Source organism: Aureimonas sp. ME7, from assembly GCF_903970965.1.
In the GTDB taxonomy this organism is placed as follows: domain Bacteria; phylum Pseudomonadota; class Alphaproteobacteria; order Rhizobiales; family Rhizobiaceae; genus Aureimonas.
Genome location: NZ_CAJCKW010000007.1, coordinates 162294 through 182748 on the forward strand (window position 1 = coordinate 162294; position 20455 = coordinate 182748).

General features: G+C 70.0%; 16 protein-coding genes and 1 riboswitch. Of the genes, 10 read left to right on the forward strand and 6 right to left on the reverse strand.

Annotated elements, in window-relative coordinates:
* The first annotated feature begins 887 nt into the window (after positions 1-887).
* The 3 genes from H7A85_RS13730 (at position 888) to H7A85_RS13740 (ending at position 4421) form a co-directional block, all read left to right on the forward strand.
* Entirely contained in the window at positions 888-1805 is a 918-nt protein-coding gene (locus H7A85_RS13730; RefSeq protein WP_182086508.1) for an ABC transporter substrate-binding protein, read from the forward strand.
* A 56-nt stretch (positions 1806-1861) separates the two neighbouring features.
* Entirely contained in the window at positions 1862-2839 is a 978-nt protein-coding gene (locus tag H7A85_RS13735) for an asparaginase (protein ID WP_182086509.1), read from the forward strand.
* 229 nt (positions 2840-3068) lie between these two features.
* Positions 3069-4421, forward strand: coding sequence for an FAD/NAD(P)-binding protein (locus H7A85_RS13740; protein WP_182086510.1), 1353 nt, complete (start codon positions 3069-3071; stop codon positions 4419-4421).
* Between the two features lies 1 nt (position 4422).
* On the opposite strand, the gene urtE is transcribed toward H7A85_RS13740, so the two are convergent.
* From urtE to urtA, 5 genes are all read right to left on the reverse strand, one after another.
* The gene (gene urtE, locus H7A85_RS13745; RefSeq protein ID WP_182086511.1) at positions 4423-5118 is read right to left on the reverse strand and encodes an urea ABC transporter ATP-binding subunit UrtE; all 696 of its coding nucleotides are present in this window, start codon (positions 5116-5118) and stop codon (positions 4423-4425) included.
* A gap of 165 nt (positions 5119-5283) precedes the next feature.
* Positions 5284-6066 (reverse strand): urea ABC transporter ATP-binding protein UrtD, encoded by a 783-nt coding sequence (gene urtD, locus H7A85_RS13750; protein ID WP_182086604.1) that lies wholly within the window; start codon positions 6064-6066, stop codon positions 5284-5286.
* A 62-nt stretch (positions 6067-6128) separates the two neighbouring features.
* On the reverse strand, positions 6129-7289 hold the full coding sequence (gene urtC, locus H7A85_RS13755) for an urea ABC transporter permease subunit UrtC (protein WP_182086512.1): 1161 nt from the start codon (positions 7287-7289) through the stop codon (positions 6129-6131).
* Positions 7286-8905, reverse strand: coding sequence for an urea ABC transporter permease subunit UrtB (urtB, locus tag H7A85_RS13760; RefSeq protein WP_182086513.1), 1620 nt, complete (start codon positions 8903-8905; stop codon positions 7286-7288). Before urtB ends, urtC begins: the two co-directional genes overlap by 4 nt.
* 160 nt (positions 8906-9065) lie before the next feature.
* On the reverse strand, positions 9066-10370 hold the full coding sequence (gene urtA, locus H7A85_RS13765; RefSeq protein ID WP_182086514.1) for an urea ABC transporter substrate-binding protein: 1305 nt from the start codon (positions 10368-10370) through the stop codon (positions 9066-9068).
* A 160-nt stretch (positions 10371-10530) separates the two neighbouring features.
* Between urtA and H7A85_RS13770 the strand changes: the two genes are divergently transcribed.
* From H7A85_RS13770 to H7A85_RS13800, 7 genes are all read left to right on the forward strand, one after another.
* The gene (locus H7A85_RS13770) at positions 10531-13911 is read left to right on the forward strand and encodes an ATP-binding protein (protein ID WP_182086515.1); all 3381 of its coding nucleotides are present in this window, start codon (positions 10531-10533) and stop codon (positions 13909-13911) included.
* A complete protein-coding gene (locus H7A85_RS13775; RefSeq protein ID WP_182086516.1) occupies positions 13904-14839 on the forward strand; it encodes a response regulator transcription factor in 936 nt (311 codons plus the stop codon). Before H7A85_RS13770 ends, H7A85_RS13775 begins: the two co-directional genes overlap by 8 nt.
* A 201-nt stretch (positions 14840-15040) precedes the next feature.
* A riboswitch (cobalamin riboswitch) is annotated at positions 15041-15328 on the forward strand.
* A 272-nt stretch (positions 15329-15600) separates the two neighbouring features.
* Complete coding sequence (locus H7A85_RS13780; protein WP_244631196.1) at positions 15601-16572, forward strand: ABC transporter substrate-binding protein; 972 nt, start codon at positions 15601-15603, stop codon at positions 16570-16572.
* Positions 16569-17615 carry an iron chelate uptake ABC transporter family permease subunit gene (locus H7A85_RS13785; RefSeq protein ID WP_182086518.1) on the forward strand — a complete coding sequence of 349 codons (1047 nt, stop codon included), beginning with the start codon at positions 16569-16571 and terminating at the stop codon, positions 17613-17615. The genes H7A85_RS13780 and H7A85_RS13785 overlap by 4 nt, the downstream gene beginning before the upstream one ends.
* Positions 17612-18409 (forward strand): ABC transporter ATP-binding protein, encoded by a 798-nt coding sequence (locus tag H7A85_RS13790; protein WP_182086519.1) that lies wholly within the window; start codon positions 17612-17614, stop codon positions 18407-18409. The genes H7A85_RS13785 and H7A85_RS13790 overlap by 4 nt, the downstream gene beginning before the upstream one ends.
* The gene (locus H7A85_RS13795) at positions 18393-18836 is read left to right on the forward strand and encodes a pseudoazurin (protein WP_182086520.1); all 444 of its coding nucleotides are present in this window, start codon (positions 18393-18395) and stop codon (positions 18834-18836) included. Before H7A85_RS13790 ends, H7A85_RS13795 begins: the two co-directional genes overlap by 17 nt.
* A gap of 3 nt (positions 18837-18839) precedes the next feature.
* Entirely contained in the window at positions 18840-19607 is a 768-nt protein-coding gene (locus H7A85_RS13800) for a class I SAM-dependent methyltransferase (RefSeq protein WP_182086521.1), read from the forward strand.
* A gap of 17 nt (positions 19608-19624) precedes the next feature.
* On the opposite strand, the gene H7A85_RS13805 is transcribed toward H7A85_RS13800, so the two are convergent.
* Positions 19625-20344 carry an SH3 domain-containing protein gene (locus tag H7A85_RS13805; protein ID WP_182086522.1) on the reverse strand — a complete coding sequence of 240 codons (720 nt, stop codon included), beginning with the start codon at positions 20342-20344 and terminating at the stop codon, positions 19625-19627.
* Positions 20345-20455: the final 111 nt, after the last annotated feature.

A 20455-nucleotide genomic window follows, 5' to 3' on the forward strand; every position in this document is an offset into this window, starting at 1 on the left:
GACGCTTCCCGGTATTGCCGGATCGTGGCCTCGCTCATCGGGTCGGCCGGTGGCAGCCGGGCCGCCTCCTCGGGCAGGAAGCCGATCCGCCCGCACACGAGATCGAAGCCGAGGGCGAACTCCTGCGCATAGGCGGCGCGGAGGCCGGGAAGCACCACCGTGTCCCCGTCCACCGACAGGAGCGCCGCACTGGGAGCGAGAGCGTGCGCGATGTCGAAGCCGAGGCGCCGGGCGAGGGGCGCGGAGCCCCGGCCGCCCTTCCAAGCGCAGTCGAAGAGGAGCCAGGGCCGCGACCAGCGCCCCATGCGCGCAAGTGCGATGGGGACCGTGTCGTCGCGGCACCCGTTGGCCACGAGAACGACGCCGTCCTCGGGCTCCAGCTCCGTGTCGAGGGCGGCTAGGCAGCGGTCGATACGGCCGGCCTCGTTCTGGGCGGGCAGGCAGGCGATGAGCGCGGCGGCCGCCATACGCTCGGGCGCGCCGTGGAACACGCCGCCGGCCAGCGGCAGGTCGGGGGGAACGAGGGTTTCGATGCCCTGGCGGATGGTCATGGCCCTTCGATTCCCATCCGCCCCGAACAGGCCGTTTCGCCAGCGTCCCGGCGCGGGATCCGGAAGAACCCTCTCAAGGGCGAGCGGGACGCATGGGCCGGGCCTAGACCGCATCGGCCCCCGAACCCTTCATTCCCTGTCTTGTCGGCCGTTCGAGAGCCAGGAGCAAGGGCGCGCGGCGTCTTGTATCGGTTCACGGCTACGGAACGCCGCAGGGCGGTCGCCTCCCTGGCTTGTGGGACGCGGCCGGCTCGGACATGGTGCGGGGAAACAGCCGGCTTTCCCTTCCGCGTTTCGGCTCCGCCTTGCCTTCGCCCACGAGAAGACACCCGCCCGATGCGCGCTCCCTGCCGGCTCCTTCTTTGCGCCCTTCTCCTCGGCGCCTTTCCGTTCGGTGCGGCAAGGGCGGAACCGATCGCCGCGCCAGGCGGGCCGAACGCCTCCCCCCTTCCCGCCCGTCCCCAGATCGTCGCCACGTTCGACCTGGCCGCGCTCGACACGCTGGAGGCGCTGGGCGTCCGGGCGGCGGGCGTGCCCGCTCCGCCCGTGCCGGAAGCTCTCGGCGGCTATGCCGATGGGCGCGCGGCACGGATCGGCTCCCTGTTCCATCCCGACTACGACGTCCTCCGGGCGCTGCGGCCCGATCTCGTGGTGATCTCGCAGCGCGCCCGGCCGGAAGCGCAAGCCCTGTCGCGCCTCGCCCCGGTGCTCGACATGACGCCACCGGACGGTGACGGGCTGGAAGGCGCGAAACGCGCGATCCGCACGCTGGCCGCCCTGTTCGGACACGAGAAAGAAGCGGAAGCGCGCCTTGGCGCGATCGATCGTCACCTCGACGGCCTGCGCCAAGTCACAGCCAAGGCCGGTCGCGGCCTCGTGGTGATGACGACGGGCGAGCGGATCAGTGTCTTCGGGCCAGGATCGCGCTACGACATCGTCCATTCCGGCTTCGGCATGGCGCCCGTCGCAACGCCGATCCCAGCGGAAACGCATGGAATGGTGGTGGACGACCGTTTCATCCGCGACGCCGACCCGGACTGGCTCTTCGTGATCGACCGCGACGCGGCGGTCGGCGAAGCGCCCTCCGCCGACCGACTGGCCGCAACGCTGGTGGCCGAAACCACGGCGTGGCGCCGGGGCCAGGTGGTCCGTCTCGACCCCGTGCGCTGGTATCTCGTCGGCTTCGGTCTCGCAGCCCTCGAAGCCGATATCGACGAGATCGGCGCGGCGATGGACCGCGCGCCCGTCCCCTGACGGCGCTCGTTGTGGTAAGTCGACCCGAACGCAGCCTCCTTGAAAGCGCCCGGCCCATGCCCCTGATCCAGCTCGTCACCACCGGCGGCACCATCGCGTCCCGGGCCGGTGGGCAACCGGATCATGCGGCCGACGTCGTGGCCGCGATCGGGGGCGCCGCCCTGCGCGCCGCGCTCCACGACCCGCTGGACGGGATCGAGCTTCGCGTCGACGACTTCTGCCGCATCGGCTCCTCGGCGATCGATCTCGATCTCGCCTTCCGCATCGCGCAGCGCGTCGGCGAACACCTCGAAGACCCGGCCTGCGATGGGGTGGTGGTGACGCACGGTACGGACACGATGGAGGAAAGCGCGTATCTCGCCGATCTCCTCGTCGGCTCGGACAAGCCCGTGGTCTTCACCGGCGCCCAGCGCAGCGCCGACGAGCCCGACACGGACGGCCCGCGCAACATCGCGGATGCCGTGCGCCTCGCCGCCGACCCGGCGGCACGCGGCCTTGGCGCGCTGATCCTGTTCGAAGGCGATTTTCACGCCGCGCGCGACGCGACCAAGACCCACACCTCGCGCACCGACACGTTCCGCTCCGCCGAGCACGGCAAGCTCGGCGACGTCGACGCGGGCGAGGTGCGCATCCATCGTCGTCCGCCCCCGCGCCGGACGATCGCCGCCGAGCGCATCGATCCCGGCGTCGAGCTGATCCGCCTCGCCATGGGATCGAGCGACAAGCTCCTACGGTTTGCCGCTTCGAGCGGGGCAAGCGCCATCGTCCTCGAATGCTTCGGGCGGGGCAACGCGCCGCCCGTCGTCGCGGCGGCGGTGGCGGAGATCGTGGCGGCCGGCACGCCGGTGATCGTCACCTCGCGCTGCCCGGAAGGGCGCGTGCGGCCGATCTACGGCAATGGCGGGGGCAAGGATCTCGAGCGCGCGGGCGCTCTCTTCGCGGGCGATCTCGCCGGGCCGAAAGCGCGCATCCTCGCCGCCCTGCTTCTTGCCGCCGGCCTGCCGCTCGCCGAACACTTCGCCGCCCACCTTTGAGACTGGCCGGCAAGCCACGCGAACGATTTCGTCGTTTGAGCGGGTGGATCAGCAATCCGATCTTCAGTATAGCTTAGAGATAGACGAAACCGCCTGTCCCCCGCGTCCATCCGCCACTAGCATCCCCTCGTTTCCCGCCGAAGAGGATGTCGATGCCGCCCAGCGTTTCCGACCGGACCCGATTGCCCCACGCTCGCGATGGCGGCGACCCATGCGAAAGCGCCGACGGTTGAGCGCGAAGCGCATCCTGGTTCTCGGCGGGGGCGCCAGCGGCGTGGTGCTGGCCGCCCATCTCCTGCGCTCGGACGCGCGCGTCGAGGTCGCGGTGGTGGAGCGACGGCCGGTGATCGGGGCGGGCGTCGCCTACGGCACGGACGAGCCGGACCACCTTCTCAACACCCGCGCCAGCGCCATGAGCGCGTTTGCCGACGATCCCGACCATTTCTGGCGCTGGCTGGAGGACCAGGGCCACGCGGCAGCCCTCGGACTCCATGATGCCTTCGCCTTCGTGCCGCGCCGGCTCTACCGGACCTATCTCGCCGACATCGTGAAGCCTTGGGATGCCGAGACTGGCGACGGGCGGCTGCGCTTCGTGCGCGGCGAATGTGCGGATCTGCGATCGGTGCCCGGCGGGATCGCCGCCGATCTCGGCGACGGGCGCACCGAGATCGCGGACGTCGCGGTTCTGGCCACCGGCTACAGCGAGCCGAGCATCGCGGGCAGGAATCCTTGCGCCGGCCCGTGGCAAAGCCGGGACGCACTCGGCATCGACCCCGGCGAAGCGGTGGTGATCGTCGGCACCGGCTTGTCCATGGTGGACAACGTCGCGCTCTTACGCGCGAGCCGGCACCGGGGGCCGATCACCGCCGTGTCGCGGCGCGGGCTCCTGCCGCAGATCCACGAGCGCTCGGTGCCCCTGCCCCTCGACCCCGCCGACGTGCCGTTCGGCACGTCCTTGTCCTATCTCCTGCGCTGGATCCGGCGCACCGTACGCTGGGCCGAGGAGCGGGGCGGCGACTGGCGCGACGTGGTGGACGCGCTGCGCCCGCACACGCAGACGCTTTGGCAATCGATGACGCTGGACGCCAAGCGCCGCTTCCTGCGCCACGCCAAGACCTTGTGGGAAATCCACCGCCACCGCATGGCGCCCGAAGCCGCCGCCATTCTTCAGGAGGCGCTGGACGAGGGACAGCTCACGATCGTCGCCGCCCATGTGGAGGGAATCGAGCGCAAGGGAACGGGCCGAACCGTGCGCCTGCGCCGACCGGGTGGGGTCGTGGAGAGCCTCTTCGCCGTCCACGTGATCGACTGCACGGGGACGCTGCGCGAGCCCGAGCCCGGACGCGGCGGGCTGGTCGAGATCCTGATCGGACGCGGCGCCGCGCGGCTCGACCCGCTTCGCATCGGCATCGACGTGACGGCCGACGGCGCGGTGGTGGCCGCGGACGGCACCCCCTCGCCGCGCCTTTTCGCGGTCGGGCCGGTGACGCGCGCAAGGTTCTGGGAGATCACCGCCCTGCCCGATATCCGCGTCCAGTGCGCGGCGCTGGCGCGCACGCTTCTGGACCGCGTTCCGGCCTGAACTAGACCATCAGGTGCCGGCGCACCTCGGGCTCATCGAGATCGGCGCCGACGCCGCTGAACACGATGCGGCCCCGGTCGAGGATGTAGACCCGGTCGGCAAGCTCACGGCAGAAGTCGAGATACTGCTCGACCAGGAGAACCGCGATCCCCGCTTCCTGCTTGAGGTAGCGGATCGCCCGTCCGATATCCTTGATGATCGAGGGCTGGATGCCCTCCGTCGGTTCGTCCAGGACCAGAAGGCGGGGCCGCGTGACGAGCGCCCGGCCGATGGCGAGCTGCTGCTGCTGGCCGCCCGACAGATCGCCCCCGCGCCGCCCGAGCATGGTCTTCAGAACCGGAAACAGCTCGAACACGTGCTCGGGGATCGTGCGCTCGGCGCCCTTCAGCGGCGCGAAGCCGGTGTGGAGGTTTTCGCGCACCGACAGGAGCGGAAACACCTCGCGCCCCTGCGGCACGAAGCCGATGCCGGCGCGCGCCCGCGCATAAGGCGCGGCACTGCCGAGATCCTTCCCCTCCAGTTCGATGCGCCCGGCCCGGATCGCCTGCTGGCCGACGACCGCGCGCATCAACGAGGTCTTGCCGACCCCGTTGCGCCCGAGGACGCAGGTGATCTCGCCCGCCTTCGCCTCCAGCGACACGCCGCGCAGCGCCTGCGCGGCGCCGTAGAACAGATCGACGTCGGAAACTTTCAGCATGTCAGCGCCCTTTCGAAGGATCGGCGGCGGAGGGTCGGTGAGGAATTTTTCGTCGTTCGGAAGGAGCCGAACTTGAGTGATGCCAGCGGCATCGGCGAGGATCGGGGACGCTCTGGCGGCGGAAAAGGCCCGCCGGACCGACCCGATCGATCGTTCGAAAGGGCGCTAGCGCCCCAGATAGACTTCGATCACGCGCGGGTCGGCCGAGACCTGGTCGAGCGGACCTTCGGCGAGGACGTGCCCCTCGTGCAGGCAGGTGACCTTGACGTCCAGCATGCGCACGAAATGCATGTCGTGCTCGACCACCACCACCGAACGGGTTTGCGCGATGCCCTTCAGGAGACGCGCGGTTTCCTCGGTTTCGGCATCGGTCATCCCGGCCACCGGCTCGTCGACGAGGAGAAGCTCGGGGTCCTGCGCGAGCAGCATGCCGATCTCCAGCCATTGCTTCTGGCCGTGGCTGAGGTCGGCGGCCGGCAGCGCGCGCTTTTCCCAGAGGCGCACGGTTCTTAAGATCTCCTCGATCCGCCCATCCTCTTCGGCGCCGCGCCGGTGAAGGAGGGCGGCGAAGATGCCCCGGTCGCCGGCGAGTGCCAGGCGCAGATTGTCCTCCACCGTGTGCCCTTCGAAGACGGTCGGCTTCTGGAACTTGCGCCCGATGCCGAGCCTTGCGATCCCGGCCTCGTCGTGGGCCGTGAGGTCGATGTCGCCGGCGAAGTAGACGTCGCCCCGATCGGGCCGCGTCTTGCCGGTGATGATGTCCATCATCGTGGTCTTGCCGGCGCCGTTCGGGCCGATGATGGCGCGCATCTCGCCGCGCGCGACGACGAGCGACAGGTCGTTGATCGCCCGGAACCCGTCGAAGCTCTTGGACACGCCGTCGAGGTAAAGCAGCGTTTCGCCGCGCGGCGCCTTCGCGGCGGCTTCGCGCTCGCGCCGCTCGGCCATGGCGGTGGCATAGGGGTGGGGCGAGACGCGGGGCGGGACGGCGGTTTCCGGGGTCATCGAACTCACTCCGCGGGGTTGGCGGCGGGGGCGGCCGCGCTGTCGTCGACGCCCTTTTCGGCGCGCGCGGCGCGGCGGCGCTCCGTCAAAGCCCGCCAGCCGCCGTCGATCGTGCCGACGATGCCGCGCGGGAGGAACAGGGTGACGAAGACGAAGAGGCCGCCGAGGATGAAGAGCCAGGCGTCCGGCGCGGCGGCGGTGAAATAACTCTTGCCGCCATTGACGAGGATCGCGCCGATCACCGGGCCGAGGATCGTCGCGCGCCCGCCCACCGCCGTCCAAACCACGACCTCGATCGAGTTCAGCGGCGCGAACTCGCCGGGGTTCACGATGCCGACCTGCGGCACGTAGAGCGCCCCGGCGACGCCCGCCATCATCGCCGACAGCGTGAAGGCGAAGAGCTTCACGTATTCCGGCTTCCAGCCGAGAAAGCGCGTGCGCCCTTCCGCGTCGCGCACCGCGATCATCAGGAGCCCGAGCTTGGAGCGCGTCACCGCGCCGACGAGAAGGACGCCCCCCGCCAGCGCGACAGCGGTCGCGGCGAACAGCCCGGCGCGCGTCGAGGCGGCCTGGAGGGGAGCTCCGAGGATTTCCTTGAAATCGGTCAGCCCGTTGTTGCCGCCGAACCCCATATCGTTGCGGAAGAAGGCGAGGAGGAGCGCGTAGGTCAGCGCCTGCGTGATGATCGAAAGGTAGACGCCCGTCACCCGGGAGCGAAAGGCGAAGAAGCCGAACAGGAAGGCGAGAAGCCCCGGCACCAGCACCACCATAAGCGCGGCGAACCAGAACTGGTCGAACCCCTGCCAGAACCAGGGGAGTTCGCGGTAGTTCAGGAACACCATGAAGTCCGGCAGGTCGGGATTGCCGTAGACGCCGCGCGCCCCGATCTGGCGCATCAGGTACATTCCCATCGCGTAGGCCCCCAGAGCGAAGAACGCGCCGTGGCCGAGCGACAAGATGCCGACATAGCCCCAGACGAGGTCGAGCGAGAGCGCCAGCAGAGCGTAGGCCAGATACTTGCCGAGGAGCGGCACGAGGTGGTCCGGCACATGGAGCGGATGGCCGGGGGAGAGCCCGAGGTTGAGCGCGGGCACCAGAACGGCGGCGAGGAGGAGCGCCAGGGCCAGCCAGACGACGCGGGGTCCGAGAAGCCGAACGGTGATCATGCGTCCACGAACCTTCCCTTGAGGGCGAAGAGGCCGCGCGGCCGTTTCTGGATGAAGAGGATGATGAGGACGAGCACCACGATCTTGCCGAGAACGGCGCCGGCATAGGGCTCGAGGAACTTGTTGACGAGGCCGAGCGACAGAGCACCGACGAGCGTGCCCCAGAGATTGCCGACCCCGCCGAACACCACCACCATGAAGCTGTCGATGATGTAGCCTTGCCCCAAGTCCGGCGAGACGTTGTCGATCTGGCTGAGCGCCACGCCCGCCATGCCGGCGATCCCGGAGCCGAGCGCGAAGGTCAGGGCGTCCACCATCGGCGTGCGGATGCCCATGGCGGCGGCCATGCGCCGGTTCTGGGTAACGGCGCGCATCTGGAGGCCCGCCGCCGTGCGGTTGAGTGCGAAGAGGAGCGCGGCGAAGACGACGGCTGCGAAGACGATGATCCACAGCCGATTCCAGGTGACGGCCATCTGCCCGATCTCGAAAGAGCCCGACATCCAGGACGGATTGGAAACCTCCCGGTTGGTCGGCCCGAAGATCATACGGACCGCCTGCTGGAGGATCAGCGACACGCCGAAGGTGGCGAGCAGCGTTTCCAGCGGGCGGCCGTAGAGGAAGCGGATGACGCCGCGCTCGATCACGAAGCCGACGAAGCCTGCCACGAGGAACGCCATCGGAATGCTAAGCGCCAGCGACCAGTCCAGCCATTGCGGGGCGTGGTCGCGCATGGCTTGCTGGACGACGAAGGTCGTGTAGGCACCCAGCATCACCATCTCGCCATGCGCCATGTTGATGACGCCCATGACGCCGAAGGTGATGGCGAGGCCGATCGCGGCCAGCAGCAGGACGGAGCCGAGCGACAGCCCGTACCAGACGTTCTGCGCCTGCCCCCAGGCGGCGATCGTGGTGCGGATTGCGGCCGCTCCCTGTTCGGCCGCCGCGGCCACGGCCGGGTCCGCGTCGCTCGCAGCGGCCGTCAAGACGTTCAGCGCCGCGCGGTCGGAACGCTCGGCGACCACGTGGACGGCTTCCAGCTTCTCGGCCGAAGGCCGGTCGGAGCGCAGGACGGCGACGGCGCGCGCCTGCGTGAGACGGCCGAGGATCGCCGGGTCGCTTTCGCGGTCGATCGCCGCGTCCAGCGTCGCGATCGCTTGCGGATCGGCGCGCTCGAAGAGAGCGGAGGCGGCGCGCAGGCGCTCGGCCGGGTCGGCGGAGCCGAGCGTCAGGCCGCCGAGCGCCTCAGCCACCAGCGTTCGGATGGAATTCTTGATGCGCACCTTTTCCAAGGCGCCCTTCGGCCGTTCGCCCAGCGCCTCGCCGGTCAAGGGGTCGCTGGCTGCGATGCCCGAACCGCTCGCCCGCCCGATCACGACCCGGCCACCGTCCTTCTCGTAGTAGAGATCGCCGTCGGCGAGAGCCCGGAGCGCGGGCGCCACCGCCGGATCGCCGGTCGCCGCCAGCGCTCCGATCGTCGCCTCGGTGTCGGCGAAGCTCTTCTTGCCGCCGAACTCCTGGATCAGCGCGGCGGGATCCGCCCCTTGCGCCAATGCTGCGCCGGGAAGAGCTGCAAGGAGAAGGACAAGGGCGAGGAGCGCCCGAAACGTGCCGCTCATGGGAAAAGCCGCTCCCGACCCCAAAACCGTTCCGGCTGGGGGGTCGCCATTCGTGGAAGGGATCAGGCGAAGGCGCCCCGCCCGCCGAACGGGAGGGGCGCTTCGATCGGTGTCCCCCGGAGCCGCCATGCGCGGCTCGGGGGGACGTTCAAGCCACAAGTCAGTTGGAGGCCGTGGCGCCCGCGCCGCCGCACTTGCCGGTCTCGGTGTTGAAGTTTCCGCAGGACATCGGGGCGCGCCAGTCGGAGATGAGAGGCTTGGATTCGGGCAGGTAGTCCGACCATTCGTCGCCCAGCACCAGGCCCGAGGTCTCGTGCACCACCTCGAACTGGCCGTCGTCCTGGATCTCGCCGATCAGCACCGGCTTGGTGATGTGGTGGTTCGGCCCCATGGAGGAGTAGCCGCCCGTGAGGTTCGGCACCGAGACCCCGACCATCGCGTCGATGACCGCGTCCGTATCGGTCGTGCCGGCCGCTTCCACCGCCTTCACCCACATGTTGAAGCCGATATAGTGGGCCTCCATCGGGTCGTTGGTGACGCGCTTGTCGTTCTTGGTGAATTCACGCCACTTGGCGATGAACTCTTCGTTTTCCGGGGTGTCGACGCTCTGGAAGTAGTTCCAAGCGGCGAGATGCCCGACCAGCGGCTTGGTGTCGATGCCGGCGAGTTCCTCTTCGCCGACCGAGAAGGCGACGACCGGGATATCGCCCGCCGACACGCCCTGGTTGGCGAGTTCCTTATAGAACGGCACGTTGGCGTCGCCGTTGACGGTGGAGACCACCGCCGTCTTCTTGCCCGAGCCGCCGAACTCCTTGATCGACGACACCTCGGTCTGCCAGTCGGAGAAGCCGAAGGGCGTGTAGTTGACCTTGATGTCCTCCGCCGCGACGCCTTTGGACTTCAGGTAGGCTTCGAGAATCTTGTTGGTGGTGCGGGGGTAGACGTAGTCCGTCCCCTCCAGCACCCAGCGTTCGACGCCTTCCTCGATCAGGTAGTCGACGGCGGGAATGGCCTGCTGGTTGGGCGCCGCGCCCGTGTAGAACACGTTGCGCTCCGATTCTTCGCCCTCGTACTGGACGGGGTAGAACAGGATCGAGTTCAGCTCCTTGAACACCGGGAGCACCGACTTGCGCGACACGGAGGTCCAGCAACCGAAGACGGCGGCGACCTTGTCCTGCGCGATGAGGCCGCGCGCGCGCTCGGCGAAGAGCGGCCAGTCGGAGGCGGGGTCGACGACCACCGGCTCCAGCTTCTTGCCGAGAAGCCCGCCCTTCTTGTTCTGCTCGTCGATGAGCATCAGCATGGCGTCCTTCAGCGTCGTCTCCGAGATCGCCATCGTGCCCGACAGCGAATGGAGGATACCGACCTTGATCGTGTCCTCCTGGGCGGCGGCGCTGAGCGTGGTGGCCAGGGTGGCGGCGGCATAGGCGCCGACGAGCCAACCGGCTTTGGTGGAAACTCGCATGGGTTCGTCCCCCTCGGATCGAAGATGATCGCGGCATCCCCGCCGCTCGTCGGCACCTTCGGACGAGTGGTGGACGGGCGGTATACGTCAAATGACGTAGACGCCGGCCCCGCCGCCGCGCGATAGGATCGGCGGGACGCAACCCAAGCCGGGACGAGGAATGATCGGACGCCAGCGCATCCTGCCCGTTCGGCGCGAATACAACCGCTTCGTCGCCAACCAGACGCTGGAAGACTACGCGCTGCGCTTCACCGCGAAATCCGCCCGGCGCTGGACGGCGGCGCGCGTGTCGCAGACGGCGATCGGGGCGATCTCGTTTCTGGCGCTCGAAGCCGTCGGCGGGGCGATCACACTGTCCTTCGGCTTCGCCAACGCGGTGGCCGCGATCCTCTGCGTCACGCTCGTCCTGTTCCTTACCGGCATCCCGATCAGCCTCTATGCCGCGCGCCACGGCGTCGACATCGACCTTCTGACGCGGGGCGCGGGCTTCGGCTATATCGGCTCCACCGTCACCTCGCTGATCTACGCGACCTTCACCTTCATCCTCTTCGCGGTGGAAGCCTCGATCATGACGGCGGCGCTCGAGCTCGCCTTCGGGCTGCCGCTGTGGATCGGCTACATCGTCTCGGCCGTCGTGGTGATCCCGCTCGTCACCCACGGCGTCACCTGGATCAGCCGCTTCCAGCTGTGGACGCAGCCGCTCTGGATCGGGCTGAACCTCCTGCCGATCGGCTTCATCCTCTGGCACGACGCCGCATCGGTCGAGGCCTGGGTCGGCTTTCCCGGCCTCGATGCGACGGGCGGGGGCGGGCTCGACCTCCTCCAGTTCGGCGCGGCCGCTTCCGTCATCCTCGCCCTGATGCCGCAGATCGGCGAGCAGGTGGACATCCTGCGCTTCCTGCCGGCGCGGGGGCAGAAGCGCGGCTGGAACTGGTGGTTCTCGTTGTTCGCCGCCGGACCCGGCTGGATCGTTCTGGGGGCGCCCAAGCTCCTGTTCGGCTCGTTTCTCGCCGTCCTCGCGCTGCGCCACGGCATCTCGCCCGAACACGCGGCAGAGCCCGCCTACATGTATCAGGCGGCCTTCGGCTTCGTCCTGCCGTCGGAAACCGCGGTCCTGCTTCTCACCGCCGGCTTCGTGGTGGTGAGCCAACTCAAGATCAACGTGATGAACGCCTATGCGGGCTCGCTCGCCTGGTCGAACTTCTTTTCCCGCCTCACCCATTCCCATCCCGGCCGCGTCGTCTGGCTCGTCTTCAACGTCGCGATCGCGCTTCTTCTCATGGAGCTCGGCATCTACCGGGCGCTGGAGGTGACGTTCGGCCTTTTCGCCAACGTCGCCGTCGCCTGGCTCGGCGCCATCGTCGCCGATCTGGCGATCAACAAGCCGCTGGGACTGTCCCCGCCCGGCATCGAATTCAAGCGCGCCCATCTCTACGACCTCAACCCCGTCGGCCTCGGCTCCATGGGGCTGGCGACGCTCCTTTCGCTCGTCGCCTTCGGCGGAGCCTTGGGCGAGATGGCGCAGGCGCTGTCCGCCTTCGTGGCGCTCGGCACCGCGCTCGTCGTAGCGCCCCTCATCGCCTGGGGCACGGGTGGGCGCTACTATCTCGCCCGGCGTCCTCGCGCCGAATGGGCGAGCCGGGCGTCGATTGCCTGTTCGATCTGCGAACATCCGTTCGAGCCCGAGGACATGGCCTATTGCCCGGCCTATGCCGCGCCGATCTGCTCGCTCTGCTGCTCGCTCGACGCGCGCTGCCACGATCTCTGCAAACCGCACGCGCGCTTCGCAGCCCAAGCCGCCGGCTTTGCGGAGGCTGTCCTGCCCGAGCGCGTGGTGCGGCGGATCGATTCGCGCACCGGGCGCTATCTCGGCGGCTTCGCGCTTCTGGCCGGCGTCATCTCGATCGTGCTCGGCCTGATCTACTATCAGGCGACCCTGGCGAGCCCGAACGACACCGAGACGATCGCCGCCGCGCTTTGGGCCGCCTTCTTCATCCTCCTCATCGTGTCGGGCATCGCCACCTGGTTCTTCGTTCTGGCGCAGGAATCGCGCCGCGTCGCGCAGGAGGAATCGGCGCGCCAGACGAGCCTTCTTCTGAAGGAGATCGCCGCCCACCGACGCACCGACGCAGCCCTCCAGGCCGCCAAGGAGCGGGCGGAGGCGGCAAGCCTTGCCAAGAGCCGATACGTCGTCGGCATGAGCCACGAGCTGCGCACGCCGCTGAACGCCGTCCTCGGCTATGCCCAGCTTCTGGAAGGGGACGCGGCCATTCCGCCGGAACGGGCGGGCGGCATCCGCACCATCCGCCGCTCGGCCGAGCACCTGTCCGGCCTCATCGACGGCATTCTCGACATCTCGCGCATCGAGACCGGCCGCCTCGCGCTCCAGCCGGCCGACGTGCGCCTGCCCGACTTCCTCGCCCAGATCGTCGACATGTTCCGCCTCCAGGCGAGCGCCAAGGGGCTGGAGTTCCGCTTCGAGCGCCCCGCCCATCTTCCCGAAATCGTGCGCACGGACGAGAAGCGGCTGCGCCAGATCCTGATCAACCTCCTGTCCAACGCGGTGAAATATACCGAAGAGGGAACGGTGACACTCAAGGTCGACTATCGCAGCCAGGTCGCGACGATCAGCGTCACCGACACCGGCCCCGGCATCGCCGAGCCCGAGCAGGCGCGCATCTTCGAGCCTTTCGAGCGGGGGGATGCGGCGCGCGGCAAGCTGCCGGGCCTCGGCCTCGGGCTGACGATCACCCGTCTCCTCGCCAGCCTGATGGGCGGCGATGTTTCGATGCGGAGCCGGCCGGGCGAGGGCAGCCGGTTCGAGCTTCGCATGATGCTGTCGAGCGTCGCGCCCCACGTGGCCCGGCCGGCGACGAGCGAAACATCCGAGGCGCCCGCGCGCGTCCACGGCTATCTCGGCCCCCGGCGCACGGTGCTGGTGGTGGACGACGACGAGGCGCATCGCGAGCTGATGGTCGAGGTCCTGCGACCGCTGGGCTTCATCGTGCTGACCGCCGGCGACGGGCCGACCGCGCTCGGCCTCGTCGCCGAGATCCGGCCGGACCTGTTCCTCCTCGACATCCAGATGCCGAGCATGGACGGCTGGACGCTCGCCCGCGCGCTTCGCGATGCCGGTCAGACCGGCGCCGTCCTGATGCTGTCGGCAACGCTCGCCGAAATGCCGCCGCCCGGCTCCGACGGCGACGATCCCTCGATCGACGGTGCGCTGCCCAAACCCGTCGATCTCCGGAGCCTTCTCGCCCGCATCGGCACCGCGCTCGACCTCGAATGGTCGCAAGGATCCCCCGCGCCCGGCGAGGCGCCCGCCCCCGCCGGCCCGATGCGCCGCCCGCCGCCGGCCGACATCGCCGAGCTCGCCCGCCTCGGCCGGATCGGCTTCGCCAGCGGGGTCGAGCGCAAGCTGGAGGCGCTCGGCGCCGATCCCGCCTTGCGCGATTTCGCCGCGGCCCTCAGGGTTCGGGCGGAAGCCTTCGACTGGAAGGGCTTCGGCCGGCTTCTGGAGAGCGAAGGCGATGACTAGGGAGACGAACCCCGGCGACGACGGACACGCGCTCGTCCTCGTGGTGGACGATTCGCCGGACACGCTGCGCCTTCTGACCGACGCGATCGAGCGCACGGGGGCGAGCGTCCTCGTGGCGCTGGACGGCGAACAGGCGCTCGGCATCGCCGCCGAGATCACCCCGGACGTCGTCTTGATGGACGCGGTGATGCCGGGGATGGGCGGGTTCGAAACGACGCGGCGCCTCAAGGCCGATCCGGCGCTGGCCCATGTCCCGGTGATCTTCATGACCGGACTGAACGACACCGAGCATGTCGTTCGGGGCCTGGAGGCGGGCGGCGTCGACTATGTCGTCAAGCCGATCGTACCCGACGAGATCCTGGCGCGCATCCGCGTCCATCTCGCCAACGCCCGCGCGGCGCAGACGACGCGCGCCGCGCTCGACACGGCGGGCCGCTTCCTGTTCGCCGCCGATGGCGCGGGGCACGTCCTGTGGGCGACGCCCCAGGCGGCGAGGCTCCTGGGAGAAGCGCTGGGCGGGCCCGGCACCGATCTCGTGCTGCCGCCGGACCTCGGCGCCTGGCTCGCGGCGGGCGCCGATCCCGGCGCGGTGCCGCCGGGCGGCTGGAGGCTCACCCCCCCCGGCGGGGTCCGCCTCGCCCTCGCGCTTCTCGGCACGTCCGCACCCGGCGAACACCTGTTTCGCCTCACCGTCGACGATGCCTCCGCCGACGAGGCGCACCTGCGGGCCCGGTTCGGCCTCACCGCGCGCGAGGCCGACGTCGTCCTCTGGCTGGCGCGCGGCAAGGCCAACCGCGACATCGCCGAGATTCTGGCTCTCAGCCCGCGCACTGTGAACAAGCATCTGGAAGTCGTCTTCGCCAAGCTCGGCGTCGAGAACCGCGCCTCGGCCACCTTCCTGGTGATGAAGACGCTCGGCGAGCGCTAGGGCCCGTCCAGCGAACTGCGCCTCACCCGAACGGGCGCTGGAGCGCTCGGCGACCGGGTCGAACGGTCATCGTCGTCCTCCCGGCGCTCGCCATGCGGCCGCGCGGCGAAATCCCTTCCGTGCGGACCACCCAACGCGGTCGCAGGACGCTCCAGCGCCCGGCGGCCCGCCGGCGTCGGTTGACGAATCTTCCCCGCCCCGCGTATCCAGGATCCCGACGGTTCCCCGACACGAGACGTCGAGGGGATGAAAAGGGAACACGGTGAGGCCGACCCAATCGGGGCCGAGACCGTGGCTGCCCCCGCAACTGTGAGCGGATGTCGTCCATCCCCGCCTTTCGGCCTTGCGACAGGCCAGAAGGCGGCGGGCCGCCGGAGCCTTTCCGGCGCCATGCCACTGCCAGGCCCCATTGGGGCTCTGGCGGGAAGGCAGATGGGCGGCGCATTCCATCCGCGAGCCAGGAGACCTGCCGTCGAAACGAAGTGCTCTTCAGCGCTTCTTCCTTCACGCCATTCGAGCGGGGATGCTCGGAAAGGACGCCCATGACGGCCCCCATCTCGCGCGCGGCTCGCCCGCGCCATTCCCTTGTCGTTCGCTGGCTGCGCGAAGCGGCCGGTCTGCGCCGATCCTCGAACGATACCCCCTTCCCTTCAGGTTTGTTATTTTATAACAAAACATCGATCGCATCGACGAAGGGTTTCTCTGTGTCCGCCACCGCCTTCCCGCGCCTTGCCGCCGGTCTCGCCCTTGCCGCCTTCCTCCTGCCCGCCGGCAACGTTTGGGCGGCACAGACCGCCTATCCGCTCCGCCTCGAGAATTGCGGCCACACCCTCACGTTTTCGAAAGCGCCCGAGCGTGCGGTCTCGATCGGGCAGTCCACGACGGAAATCCTCTATCTCCTCGGCCTCGCCGACAAGGTGGCGGGCACCGCGCTCTGGGTCGGCCCCGTCCTGCCCGAGTTCGCGGCGGCGAATGCCAAGGTGAAGCGCTTGGCCGACAACGATCCGAGCTTCGAAAGCGTCGTCGCGGAGCGGCCCGACCTCGTGACCACCCAGTTCGAATGGCAGGTCGGCCCGCAAGGGGTCGTGGCGACCCCCGAACAGTTCGAGGAGCTCGGCATTCCCGTCTACACCTCGCCGGCCGACTGCGAGGGCAAGGACAATTCGGCCGGCGGCGACGGCACCCGCACCAGGACCTTCACGCTCGACCTCGTTTATCGCGAGATCGAGGACCTCGCCCGCATCTTCGACCGAGAGGATCGCGGCGCCGAGCTCGTGGCCGACCTCAAGGCGCGCGAGGCGGCGGCCAAGGCGAAGATCACCAACCTCCGGCCGGGCACATCCGCCGTGTTCTGGTTTTCCTCGGCCGAACTCGACATCGACCCCTATGTCGCCGGGCAAAGCGGCGCGCCGGGATACATCATGTCGCGTCTCGGCGTGCGGAACATCATCGACAGCCAGGAGGAATGGCCGACGGTCGGGTGGGAAACGATCGCGCGCGCCGATCCGACCGTGATCGTGGCGGGCGCGATGGACCGCCGCCGCTTTCCCGCCGACGACGTGGCCGTGAAGCGGCAGTTTCTGGCTGAAGACCCCGTCGCCAGCCTCATGCCGGCGGTGCGCGAAGGCCGTGTCGTCGAGATGGACGCGCAGGCGATGAACCCGACGATCCGCACGATCGACGGCATCGAGGTGCTGGCGGATGCGCTCGAAAAGGCAGGCCTCGCCCGGTGACGCCCCCCCGCCGTCAGGCGCTCCATCTCGCCCTGTGGAGCGCCGGCGCGCTCGCCCTCGTTCTCGCCGCCCTATTCTTCGGGGCGGCGGTCGGGGAAACGCGCATTCCGCTCGCCACCGTCTGGCAGACGCTCGCCAACCGCCTGTGGGGCGCCGGCTATCCCTTGGATGCGATCGACATGGGCATCGTCTGGAACTACCGCCTGCCGCGCGCCGTCGTGGCGGCCGCCTGCGGCGCGGCGCTTGGGGTTTCCGGCGCCGTTCTCCAGTCGCTCCTGCGCAACGCGCTGGCCGACCCCTATCTCCTCGGGCTTTCGGCCGGCGCTTCCACCGGCGCGGTGGCGGTGGCGATTCTGGGGCTTGGCGCGGGCGCCCTCTCCTTGTCCGCCGGCGCGCTCGTCGGCGCGCTCCTCGCCTTCGCCCTCGTGGCGGGTCTCAGCATCCTTGCCGGGCGTGGCCCCGCCGCGATCATCCTCGCCGGCATCGCCGGCTCGCAGCTCTTCAACGCGCTGACATCCTTCGTCGTCACCAAGTCGGCGACGGCCGAGGAAGCGCGCGGCATCATGTTCTGGCTGCTCGGCAACCTGTCGGGCGTGCGCTGGCCCGATGCGGGGCTGGCCGTTCCGGTCGCGCTTCTGGGGCTCGCCCTCTGCCTTCTCCATGCCCGCGCGCTCGACGCCTTTGCCTTCGGCGCATCGGCGGCGGCCGCTCTCGGCATTCCCGTTCGCTGGGTGCGCGCCGCGCTGATTGGCGCCACCGCGCTGATGACGGCGGTGATGGTGTCGATCGTGGGCTCGATCGGCTTCGTCGGCCTCGTCATCCCGCATGCCGCCCGGCTCGTGGTCGGCACGGCGCATCGCACGCTCCTGCCCGCGTCCGCGCTGATCGGCGCCGTGTTCCTGATCGCGGCGGACGTCCTGTCGCGGACCCTCATTCCCGGCCAGGTCCTGCCCATCGGCGTGATGACGGCACTGGTCGGCGCCCCGGCCTTCGCTGTGATTCTGATCCATCGCCCGGTCGGGGCGGGGAGCACGCCGCGATGAGGCTGGAGGCGCAGAACCTCACCTGGCGCGCCGGCGGGCGCGCCATCCTGGACGATGTGTCGCTCGACGTGCGCCCCGGCGAGTTCCTCGGCATCGTCGGCCCCAACGGATCGGGCAAGTCCACCCTTGTCTCGCTGCTCGCCGGTCTGCGCCGTGCGCATGCGGGCCGCGTTCTTCTGGGTGGGCGTCCACTCGACTCTATGCCCCGGCGCGAGGTCGCCAGGGTGATGGCGCTGGTGGAGCAGCAGGCCGAAACCACCGAGCGGCTGACCGGCCACGCCACGGTCGCGCTCGGGCGCACGCCCCATCTCGGGCCCCTGTCGCCCTGGAGCGACAAGGACGAAGCGATCGTTCTGGATGCCCTTCGCGCCGTGGACATGGAAGCCTTTGCCGCCCGCACCTGGGCGACGCTGTCGGGCGGCGAGCGCCAGCGGCTGTCGATCGGGCGCGCCTTCGCGCAGGAGCCGCGCGTGCTTCTTCTCGACGAGCCCACCAACCATCTCGACATCGAGCACCAGCTCGGCCTCCTCGCCCTGGTTCGCTCACGTGGGCTGACCGTGGTCGCCGTCCTGCACGACCTCAACCACGCCCTGAACTTCTCCGACCGCCTCGCCGTGATGAAAGGGGGCCGGCTCGTCGCGCTGGGCGAACCCGCCGCTGTTCTGACGCCGGAGCGCATCGCCGACGTGTTTCGCGTAGGCGCGGTGATGGAGCGCTCCAAAGAGGGTGAACCCTTCCTCCGCTTCGCCGCGCCCGCCCAACGGAAGGAAACAGCCCATGCCGCGATCGCTTGAGCGCGCCGTCGTTCTCCTCGCCCTCCTCGGCCCGGTTCCGGCGCGCGCCGAAACCGTCGAGGTGCGCATGCTGACGCGCGGCGAGCACGGATCCATGGTGTTCGAGCCGGACTTCGTCGCCCTCCGGCCCGGCGACACGATCCGCTTCCGCGTCGGTCAGCGCTCGCACAACGCCGCCGCGATCGAAACCATGGGGCCGGCGGGCGCACCACGCTTCAAGGGCCGGATCGACGAGGAAGTCGAAGTCGCCTTCGACCGACCCGGTTTCTACGGTGTCAAATGCTCGCCCCATCTCGGCATGGGCATGGTGATGGTGGTGCGCGTCGGCGAGGCCGAGCTCCCGCCGGACTTCGCCGACGAGACGCTGCCCGCGCGCGCCAAGGCGCGGTTTAGGGAGATCCTGGCGCGTGCGAACGCGGGCCCCTGACCCATGCGCAATTTCGATCTCAAGGAAGACATCCGCGACTACTGGTCGGAACGCTCGGAGACGTTCGACCTGTCGGCCGGGCACCGGATCGCGCCGGGCGCGGAGGCCGAAGCCTGGGCGGCCGAGATCGGCGCGCGCCTCGGCCCCGCGCCGCTGCGCATCCTGGAGCTCGCCTGCGGCACCGGCGAGATCACCGGCGTTCTCCACGCGCTCGGCCACGAGATCGTCGCCCTCGACTTTTCGGAGGCCATGCTCGCCCGCGCCCAGGCCAAGCACGCGGGCCAGACGCGGCTTCGCTTCACGCTGGCCGATGCCGAGCGGACGATGGAGGCGGGCGGCGCCTTCGACGCCGTCGTGTGCCGGCATCTCGTGTGGACGCTCACCGACCCGGCCGGAGCCTTCCGCGAATGGCGCCGCGTCCTGCGGCCGGGCGGCACGCTTCTCGTCTTCGACGGCGACTGGGCAAGGGTCACGGGGGCCGGGCGGCTTGCCCGGATCGGGGTGCGCGCCATCGACCGCTGGCGAGGCGAGGACGGAACGCATCGCGACGGCATGGCGGATCGCCACGCGGCGATCATGCGCGAGCTGCCCTTCGGAACGGGCCTTCGCCTGCCCGAACTTCTGCCGCTTCTCACGCAGGCCGACTTCGGGGAATTCCGCGCCGGATCGCAAAACGCCATTGGTCGCGCCCAACGTCAGGGAGCCTCGCTGCGCGACCGGCTGCGCACCCTGATCCATCGCCGCTTCGTGCTGGCGGCGACGGCACTCTAGAACGCCCCTCCGGCGCCTCAGCGGGTGCCGGGAATCGCAGCTTCGGGGACCGGACCGCCGCGTCCGGACCTTGCGGCGGCGAGCGCCGGCATCACGGTGCCGACGGGTCGCGGCGCGGCGACGGCGCTTGCCGCGACCCAGCCGGTGAAGATGCCGGACTGCACCAGCGCCCAGTCGCCCTGGCGACGGGTGACGCGCAGCGGGCGCCCGGCATCCAGCACCATCCAGACCGGCGCGCCGGCGCTCGGCTCGCGCCGCAGCGGCATCGGCTGGCGCGTGGCGAGCGCCGACCCGCTGACGATACGGACAGCCTCCGTTTCGCGTGCCGGGGAAGGTGTGGCGGCTGCCATCGGCCTCGGCTGCGGCGCGGCCGGCGCGATGGCGGCCGTGCGCACCGGGCGCTCCTCCGGCACGGTGGCCTTGGGGACGGGCGCCTTCGGGACGGCGGCGGGAACGCGCGCCGGGGCCGGAGTGGACGGCGCCTGACGAACCGGCGGCGCCGCGCGGGTGGGCTGGCGCTCGGGCGCGGCGGCACGGCGCGGGATCTCCGCTTCGCCGCCCGGCCGGGCGAGACGGGCGAGCTGCGGCACGTGGCGCTCGATCGCAGCGCGGTTGGCGTCGAAGGCGATCCAGCCGACGGCGAGCGCCCCCGCCGTCCACCACACCCATCCGACCTGGCCCAAGCCCCCCTTGCGGGACGCGGCGGCGGTCTTGCGACGCGGCTTGCGCTTGGTCATCTCGCCCGAACCCTTCTGCCTGTCTCCTGACGGAAGGTGTATCCGTTTGATGGTGGACGAAGCGTGAACGCCACCCTTCTCCGGGGCGTCGCACGGCTTGAAAGATCGGCA